The following is an 8,767-nucleotide window of genomic DNA, read 5'->3' on the forward strand; positions in this document are numbered from 1 at the left end:
TCCGCTTTTTTCTATTTTTCCACTCTCTCGAGATTTCCGTTTTTATCCATTTGAAACTTCACTTTTTGCTGGCGATCCTCATCCTGTAGAACGACCATTTTTCGTGCTCTTTCCATGATTTCAATTAAAGAACGGTAATCTTCTTCAATGGCTTTTAAATTTTTTGACAATCTTTCATTTTCAGCCGCTAAATAATAGGTTTTCTTTTCTAACTCTTTGATTTTTTCAATCGATTTTTTCCTCTCTTCTTCAAATCCGGAAGAAGCTTCTGCCTGCTTTTGAAGGCCCTCTAAAAAATGGAGAACAGCCGGAAATGTGACTTTGCTGCCCTGTTCTTGATTAGAAGAGGAAGAATGTATATTTTCTACAGACACTGGCTCACTTTGATCCAATTCTTTTAAAGAGACATCTTGTTTCTTTATTTCTTTTCGTTGTTTCTTAGCCAGTTCTATACCAGTTTTATATTGCTTCCTTACATACGAATTCCAACGAAATCCACATGCTGCCGAAGTACGAGTTAATTGTTTACCAACTTCCTCAAATGCCTGCAGTTGTGTTCCTCCTTCACGGATATGCCTTAAAACCACTTCAGCAAGCAACAAATCCTCATCTTGGGACCATGCATCTTGTCGAGTTGGTGACATTTGTTCATCCCTCCTAGTGTTTTTATAATACATATGCATCTACTAGAAAAGATAGACATAATCAGAAGTTGTCTTTTAATCTTTATTCATTGTTTTTTTATTAATAAAATTCATTACAAATTGTATATGAGCATCGCTTTCCCAGAGGGCAGCACAATTTCGAACTTCCTCCTCTATTCTTTCCCAAAGTTTTGTTGCTTCCCACTTTCGTATCCACACTCTTTTATAGGATTGGAGAACACTTAAATCTCTGCCTAGCATTCTTTCAATAAATTCTTCTCCAGCATGTAGCGGGCTGTTATCATATAGGGCCTCAATAAATCCAGCTTCTTTTAATTGTTCCGCTGTTTGCAGCTCTGCTTCCATCAAAAGCTTCATTGCACTAGGGGCAGAAATTTTCTCAGCTAAGATAGCCCCCCCACCCCAGCCGGTTGTAATGGCTTGTTTCCCTTGGACATACCCCGCCTTAATCCCTTTTCGTGCCAAGCGAAAATCACAGGCTGCCGCAAGTTCGCAGCCACCTCCAATGGCTGCTCCGTTTAAAAGAGCAATAGTAGGAATCGGTAAGATTAGGAGCCTATATAAGATCTGAGACATTTTAGAGAGCATAACATACGCTTCCTCTTTTGTGTGGAGTGTGTGAAAAACGGATAAATCTCCCCCTGAACAAAAGGCTTGATCGCCCGCCCCCGTTATGAAAAGTGCCTTTATATCCGGCTCTGCTGCTCTTTTTATCGCCTCAGACAACCCTTCCATCACTTCATAATTAATCGCATTTCTTTTTTCAATTCTTGTAATCGTAAATAACATATAACCCTTCTTTGATTTTCTAATAGTGTATGACAAAACTACCGTCCCCTTTGCATTTGGTTCATGGGAAGGCTGTGTTAACTTGTCTGTTGATTTCCTTTCCAGGCACTTCGCTTTCCGCGGGCGGTTCGGGGGAGCCTCCTCGACGCTTTAACGCCTGCTGGGTCTCCCCTGCCCCGTACTCCCGCAGGAGTCTTCGCGCCTTCCACTCCAATCAACAGAGTGTAAATATCAACACTTACATTAACACAGCCAATTAAAATTATGTATGTATAAGTATGTGTATAAACGACAAAAGCACAAGGGCATAGGCTCCTTGTGCTTTAATCCTAATGAAAATTAGTCGTTAACAACTTCTTTTCCCTTGTATGTTCCGCAAGCTTTACATACGCGGTGTGCAAGTTTCATTTCACCACAGTTTGGGCAACTTACCATACCAGGTACGTTTAATTTAAAATGAGTACGACGTTTTCTTTTTGCAGTTTTAGAAGTTCTTCTAAAAGGTACAGCCATTCTTCCCACCTCCTTAAAGAGTATTAAGAAAGTAATGAAGGCCAGGAATGCTGGTCCTTCACTTTGCTTCTTAGATTTTGCCGATTATGATTCGGAAGAAGAATTGTTTTCGTCAAAAAACTTTGCAAGTCCTGCTAGTCGCGGATCAATCTTTTTTGATTGGTCTTCTTCAGAGACAACTTCCCAATCCTTTCCAGATTGCGGGGCTGCTTCATCAGACTTGACATCATCACAAAACACTTGCATTGGAACCTCAAGTAATAGGATTTCACGGATGATTGGCAAAAGGTCAATCACGTCACCCTTTACTTGATGTGTCTCCTCTTCAGTTTCATAGACTGATCCTTGTAAGAGGAAAGTTTCAGTTGTGTCGACATTAATTGGAAGTTCTACATCCACTAAAGTACGAGAACAAGGAAGAATTAAATGACCTTCAATTTTTATATGAAAAGTCACTTTCGTTGAGTCGATATCTCCCCGACCGGTAATATGCATCGGAGAAACTTCTCGAATGGTGGAATCTACTTGTTTGATCTCGTCCACACGAATTATCTCATCAATGATAAAATCCTTGCTTCGATATTTTTGTAATTGGTTTAATGTCCATTTCAATTGAATCACCCCAAGGCAACAAAAGTAATTATAGCCTTCGATAATATTTTTGTCAATGTTTTTTCTTTACACCTAGTAAGGTGACTTTTTCTATAAAAATTAATTGACGTAAAAAGATTTCCACTACTAGTGTATCCAGATGTGCCCTTTGCAAACATCTACAACATCTTATCATAATATTTGATTGGTTTCCTTAAAATTTTGCTATAATGTTAAAAAAAAATAAAAACTCCTAACAAGGAGTTGAAATAATTTGACTAAGGAGAATAAAATGAACGCTGTTGGGTTAATCGTGGAGTATAATCCTTTTCATAATGGACATGCTTTCCATTTAAATGCTTCAAGGGAAGCAGCAGATGCCGAAGTTGTGATTGCTGTAATGAGCGGTAATTTCCTGCAACGAGGTGAGCCGGCACTTGTCTCAAAATGGTATCGAACAAAGATGGCGCTGCTTAACGGAGTGGATATTGTATTTGAACTCCCTTACATGTTTGCCGTACAAAAAGCTGAAATCTTTGCGGGCGGCGCGGTGTCTATATTAGAAGCGGCAGGATGTGATGCCGTTTGTTTCGGCAGTGAAAGCGGTGATCTCTCCTCTTTCTTGCAGACCCATAATTTCATTACGGAACATAAGCAGCAAATAGAAGAAAATATCCATCGTTTTATAGAAACTGGAGTAAGTTATCCAAAAGCCGTCTCGCTGGCTTATCATCAATTGTCAGATTCCACCTCTTATTTAGATTTAGCAAAACCAAATAATATATTAGGAATCGAATACATAAAAGCAATAAAAAAACAAAAGAGCCGTCTTAAACCTATGACAGTTGCACGAAAAAACGCTGATTATCATGATGAACATTTTGCCTCTGAAACCATCGCGAGTGCAACAAGCATCCGGAAGGCAATCTTTTCGAAGGAGGGGGACCAAAATTCGATTGGTCAGTATGTCCCCGTACAAACGAAACAATTGTTAACTGAATATCTAAAAGAGTACCAAGTCTTTCATCAATGGGAAAACTACTGGAATTACCTGCAATTCCGGCTGCTTCAGTGCAGTCCGGCTGAATTAAGGGATATCTATGAGGTGGAAGAGGGGCTGGAAAATAGATTATTAACGGCAGCCTTAGTCTCCGGAAGCTTTCATGAGTTTATGGAAAGGATAAAAACAAAACGGTATACTTGGACAAGGCTGCAACGATTATGTGTACATATTCTAACGAATACGAAAAAAGGACAAATGGCAGGTCCATCGGATACAGCAAGCTATTTAAGACTTCTGGGAATGACGCGCAAAGGTAAAGAATATTTAAACCGGCGAAAAAAAGACTTCTCTCTTCCGCTTGTTTCGAAGCTTTCCTCCTATAAGGAAAGAGAGATTCAGCTTGACCTAAAAGCTGCCCGCGTTTATTCACTTGGTGCAGCCAATCATTTAGTAAAAGAATTAATGAATCAAGAATTTAAACAACAGCCCATAATCATTGAAAAAGGATGATTAATTATCATCCTTTTTCTTTCTCTGGTAATTTTTCAAGATATTGTACTGCTTCATCGAATGTATCGATTGGTACAATTTTCATTTTTGTTTTTATATCCTTGGATGTCTTTAAAGCATCCCGGTAATTGGCTGTCTTTGACCCGTTTTCGTTGGGAGCTAAAAATATTTCAGCACCGGCCTTATCGGCTGCCACGATTTTTTGCTCAATTCCGCCAATTGGTCCTACATTTCCTTTCTCATCAATGGTCCCTGTACCAGCAATTTTGTATCCTTTTGTTAAATCCTCACTCGTTAATTGATTATATATTTCTAGTGAAAACATCAGACCTGCAGAGGGACCGCCAATTTCATCTGTCTTTACATTTACTTTCGGTTTCACAATAATGGATTTGTCATCGACAAGTGAAATTCCAATTCCGATTTTCGTCGGGTCCTCTTTAAATCGCTGCAAACGAACTGTTACCGTGTTAGTTTTCTTATTTCTTAAGTATGTTAATCTAATCTTATCTCCCGCTTGTTTTTTACTGACATATTCAATAAACTTTTCAGAAGATGGAAAGGTGTGTCCATCCACTTTAAATATCCGGTCTCCAGCATGGAGTTTTCCTTCAGCAGGCATCCCTGGCACAACTTGGACGACATAGATTCCTTTATATTTATAGTTAACTGGAAGTCCCGCTTTTCGATAGGCAACTGCAATAGCATTCAACTTCGAACCCGCCATCATTTGAAGCTGCCTTGCATTATATTCATCCTCAGTCTCTTTATCAGCCAAGATCATATCCATTGGATAAATTTCTTCATAATTTCTTATTTTGGCTTCAAGGTATGAATAAATATTAGCCCTTCCCATTCTTACCGTTGTCAACATAAAGCTTCCTTCCTCTTTATAGCCGTCTGTGACTGTAATGATGGGCTCTAATTCTTTGGCCATCCCAGGTTTTGAAACATAATAAGGCAGAGAGTAATACATACCGCCCATTAGGATACAGACCAGAAAAAAAATGGTCCCTACATATATTTTCCTTCGCATTGCTCGTGTTACCCCTTCCACTTATCGATGATGCTTTCTATCTGTTTAATATGTTTTTTCGTTTCTTCCTTGCCAATATTAATTATATCTTCTGTATTCGTGAAGGCACGTGAGCTATACATTTCCACATGGGGACGAATCATGATATCTGCAGATGTTTCCCTGTAGTTGATGATTTCCGTCTGCATAATGTCAATACTTTGCATGATGACATCGTATATCGTTGTTATTTCAGCGTTTCGCTTTACCCGTGATACATCTACAGCAATAACAATATCTGCTCCCATTTCTTTTGCCACTGATATCGGGACTCGGTCGGCCACACCGCCATCCACCAATAATCTCCCATTATATTTCTCCGGAACAAATATACCTGGAATGGAGATGCTTGCCCTAACGGCTTCTGCAACAGGCCCTTTTTGAAAGACTACCTTTTCACCTGTCAATAGGTCAGTTGCCACAATGGCAATCGGGATTGAGAGTTCCTCAATGTTTTTCCCATGGGTAAAAACCTTGATAAATTCTTTAATCTTTTTACCAGAGATAAAACCCATTTTAGGAACAGTAAAGTCTAAAAAATACTTTCTTTTAAAGGCAGTCGACAATTTATATAACCGATCCAAATCAAGTCCAGTACCATAAAAACTTGCCACAAGTGCCCCCATGCTGCTTCCAGCAATTAAATCGATTGGAATTCCGGCTTCTTTCAATGCGATTATCACACCTAAATGAGCAAACCCGCGTGCACCACCTGAACCAAGTGCTAAACCAATTTTTGGGTGCTCCATAACAACTGACCTCCCATTAATCATACTTTTAAGTGTTTGGAATAAAGCGAAACTCGTTCAATCTTATGGTCTAAATTACTTTTCTATGAGTATATTTGATGTATATGGGGACAAGGATCAACTAATTTTTATAAGTTTAATCTATATTTTAGCATTGATACTATTGATTTGCACGATTCGAGCAATCGTTAGGAAGGAGGTATCTTAATTGGTTCTGTCAAAACTAAAAACGGTCCTTTTATCCGTTTCTGTTACTATACTAGCTGCTTCACTTATTTCATTTCCAAGGGAATCCTTTGAAGCATCTATTAGAGGTCTTAATATGTGGTGGAAGATTGTCTTTCCTTCCCTTTTGCCTTTTTTTATTATTTCTGAAATGCTCATTGGCTTTGGGGTCGTTAAGTTTATTGGGGTATTATTAGAACCCCTTATGAGGCCATTATTTAAAGTTCCTGGAGTAGGCGGTTTTGTATGGGCAATGGGGATGGCTTCCGGGCAGCCAGCTGGGGCAAAATTCTCTTCACGCTTACGTCAAGAAGGACAGTTAACGCAAATTGAAGCTGAAAGGCTTGTATCCTTTACTAATTCCTCAAATCCATTATTTATTTTCAGTGCTGTAGCAGTTGGATTCTTTAATAACCCTAGAATCGGATTACTTTTAGCTGCTGCCCACTATTTAGGAAATATATGTGTAGGCATTATCATGCGTTTTTATGGAAAGGAAACACCCGAAGAGTCTCGGGATGAGCGAAAAAAGTTCAAATTTAGAAATGCCTTATCTGTTCTCCATCAAACAAGAATAAAAGATAAGCGGCCAATCGGAAAACTCTTAGGTGATGCTGTAAATTCATCCATTCAAACGTTATTAATGATCGGCGGCTTTATTATTTTGTTCTCTGTGATTAACAAATTATTATATCAACTACATATAACTGAAATATTAGCAAAATCAATTGAATTGCTGCTTTCCTCTTTATCGTTTCCTGATATGTTAAGCATCCCTTTTATATCTGGTTTATTTGAAATCACAATGGGGAGTCAATTAATCAGTGACGTACATGATGCCACCCTTCTTCAAAAAGCGGTCATTACTAGTTTTATCTTAGCTTTTAGTGGCTTTAGTATTCAAGCTCAAGTTGCAAGTATCCTTGCTCAAACAGATATTAGATTTAAGCCCTTTTTTATTGCAAGGATTCTTCAAGGGATTTTCGCCGCCTTATTTGCTTTTCTTTTATGGAAACCACTCTATGTCCACTTAAATCGATATGAACATCCCGCCAATGCCTTACCAGTTGGTTGGTTTGGAGATGGTACATGGGCGAACCATTTTTATCTGAAAATGGTCGAGGCAGGACCGCTTATTACGATTCTTTCACTTTTTGTCTATACCCTGATTTTATTTTCACGATTGAAAAAGAGCTAGGCTTTAGCCCAGCTCTTTTTAGTTTCATTCTCACTTCACAAGCATATTTTTGCTTATCGCCCAAATTTTTTGTTTAGTTCTCTCTCAACAATTGGAGGAACTAATGAAGAAATATCGCCATTATACTTTGCTACTTCTTTTACAATACTTGAACTTAAAAAAGAGTATTGACTATTGGTCATAATAAAAAAGGTTTCAATATCTTCATCTAACACCCTGTTCATTGAAGTTATTTGCATTTCATACTCAAAATCTGAAACGGCCCGTAACCCCCTAATAATGGCATTAGCATTCACTGATTTAGCGTAATCGACAAGTAATCCTGAATGAACATCAACTCTTACATTTGGAAGATCCTTTGTAACAGTCTTAATCAGGCTCATCCGCTCTTCAAGGGAGAAAAGCGGACTTTTGGCGGAGTTATTCAACACACTCACATACACAATATCAAATACCTTCGCACCTCTCTTAATGATATCTAAATGACCATATGTAATCGGATCAAAGCTTCCTGGACAAACCGCAATTCTAGCCAACTGGACTCCTCCTCACTCCTATTACTTACCATTTGTAAAAATGGACACAGCAATAATCCCATACTTTTCATGTTTTATCTGGTTAAACCGCCCTACCGTTTGGGGTAATTCGACATCAAAACTATGTTCACAGACAATGATTCCATCTTTTTTTACTAAATCTTGTTGATCCATTTTTTCCATCAGACTGACAAGCTGCTGTTTTTTGTAAGGAGGATCTAAAAATATGTAATCAAAGGAAAGTCCTCTTTTTATAAGGGCCTTTAACGCTCGGTCAGCATCATTACGATAAACTTCTACTCGATCTTCCAATTTACAGGCCTTTATATTTTCTTGAATAACATGTATGGCCTTTGACTCTCGGTCAATAAAAATAACCTTTTCTAACCCCCTGCTTAGCCCTTCAATCCCTAACCCGCCACTGCCAGCAAATAGATCCAAACCCATTCCTCCATCAAAATAAGGACCAATCATATTAAACAAGGCTTCTTTGACTTTATCAGTGGTCGGACGTGTTGTATTACCGGAGACAGCTTTAAGCGGCCTACCTTTGCATATACCTGAAACCACTCTCATGGACATATCACCACATTTTTGAAAATCATTTTTCTTAATACATCCTATCATAATTTATAAAAAAGACAATCAGTTCCGACTATCTTTTCTATTGATCAGCTAATTATGTTCTTCTAATAGGAAAATTTATTAAAAAGACGTATAAGGTTTTCTGTTGTGGAGATAATATAATTAACAACATCAATTCGAGGATGTTGTTGCCAACCGCGGAGAAGACTTACGTTTCCCCATAAGTTCTTCCTCCGGTTTCTCCTCTCCCTTTGCCTTCTATCCTAGCTTTAGGATATAGAAGGACCCTGCAGATTATGTCTGCAGGGTTTTTTTTATTTATAGGCTG

At 38.4% G+C, this 8,767-nt stretch carries 10 protein-coding genes; 2 read left to right on the forward strand and 8 right to left on the reverse strand.

Features of this window, described 5'->3' with window-relative positions; all coding sequences use genetic code 11:
- Positions 1–11: 11 nt before the first annotated feature.
- From V7266_RS02850 to V7266_RS02865, 4 genes are all read right to left on the reverse strand, one after another.
- Positions 12–644 (reverse strand): RsfA family transcriptional regulator, encoded by a 633-nt coding sequence (locus tag V7266_RS02850; protein WP_335465712.1) that lies wholly within the window; start codon positions 642–644, stop codon positions 12–14.
- Positions 645–719: 75 nt separating this feature from the next.
- The gene (locus V7266_RS02855; RefSeq protein ID WP_335465713.1) at positions 720–1,490 is read right to left on the reverse strand and encodes an enoyl-CoA hydratase/isomerase family protein; all 771 of its coding nucleotides are present in this window, start codon (positions 1,488–1,490) and stop codon (positions 720–722) included.
- A gap of 303 nt (positions 1,491–1,793) precedes the next feature.
- Positions 1,794–1,967 carry a 50S ribosomal protein L32 gene (gene rpmF, locus V7266_RS02860; RefSeq protein WP_040204800.1) on the reverse strand — a complete coding sequence of 58 codons (174 nt, stop codon included), beginning with the start codon at positions 1,965–1,967 and terminating at the stop codon, positions 1,794–1,796.
- A gap of 84 nt (positions 1,968–2,051) precedes the next feature.
- Positions 2,052–2,579: a YceD family protein gene (locus V7266_RS02865; RefSeq protein ID WP_335465714.1), complete on the reverse strand. Its 528-nt coding sequence runs from the start codon at positions 2,577–2,579 to the stop codon at positions 2,052–2,054.
- A gap of 271 nt (positions 2,580–2,850) precedes the next feature.
- Between V7266_RS02865 and V7266_RS02870 the strand changes: the two genes are divergently transcribed.
- Positions 2,851–4,071 (forward strand): nucleotidyltransferase, encoded by a 1,221-nt coding sequence (locus V7266_RS02870; RefSeq protein WP_420491306.1) that lies wholly within the window; start codon positions 2,851–2,853, stop codon positions 4,069–4,071.
- Between the two features lie 7 nt (positions 4,072–4,078).
- On the opposite strand, the gene V7266_RS02875 is transcribed toward V7266_RS02870, so the two are convergent.
- Positions 4,079–5,107: a SepM family pheromone-processing serine protease gene (locus V7266_RS02875; protein WP_335465716.1), complete on the reverse strand. Its 1,029-nt coding sequence runs from the start codon at positions 5,105–5,107 to the stop codon at positions 4,079–4,081.
- Positions 5,108–5,115: 8 nt separating this feature from the next.
- On the reverse strand, positions 5,116–5,895 hold the full coding sequence (locus V7266_RS02880) for a patatin-like phospholipase family protein (protein ID WP_335465717.1): 780 nt from the start codon (positions 5,893–5,895) through the stop codon (positions 5,116–5,118).
- Positions 5,896–6,103: 208 nt separating this feature from the next.
- Here V7266_RS02880 and ylbJ point away from each other — a divergent pair, with 208 nt between their 5' ends.
- Complete coding sequence (ylbJ, locus tag V7266_RS02885) at positions 6,104–7,318, forward strand: sporulation integral membrane protein YlbJ (RefSeq protein ID WP_335465718.1); 1,215 nt, start codon at positions 6,104–6,106, stop codon at positions 7,316–7,318.
- Between the two features lie 53 nt (positions 7,319–7,371).
- On the opposite strand, the gene coaD is transcribed toward ylbJ, so the two are convergent.
- Both coaD and rsmD read right to left on the reverse strand, forming a co-directional pair.
- Positions 7,372–7,854, reverse strand: a complete 483-nt coding sequence (gene coaD, locus V7266_RS02890) for a pantetheine-phosphate adenylyltransferase (RefSeq protein WP_335465719.1) — start codon at positions 7,852–7,854, stop codon at positions 7,372–7,374.
- A gap of 21 nt (positions 7,855–7,875) precedes the next feature.
- Positions 7,876–8,430, reverse strand: coding sequence for a 16S rRNA (guanine(966)-N(2))-methyltransferase RsmD (gene rsmD, locus V7266_RS02895; protein ID WP_335465720.1), 555 nt, complete (start codon positions 8,428–8,430; stop codon positions 7,876–7,878).
- Positions 8,431–8,767: the final 337 nt, after the last annotated feature.

This window comes from Neobacillus drentensis, assembly GCF_036965645.1.
GTDB classification, from domain to species: Bacteria; Bacillota; Bacilli; order Bacillales; family Cytobacillaceae; genus Neobacillus; species Neobacillus drentensis_D.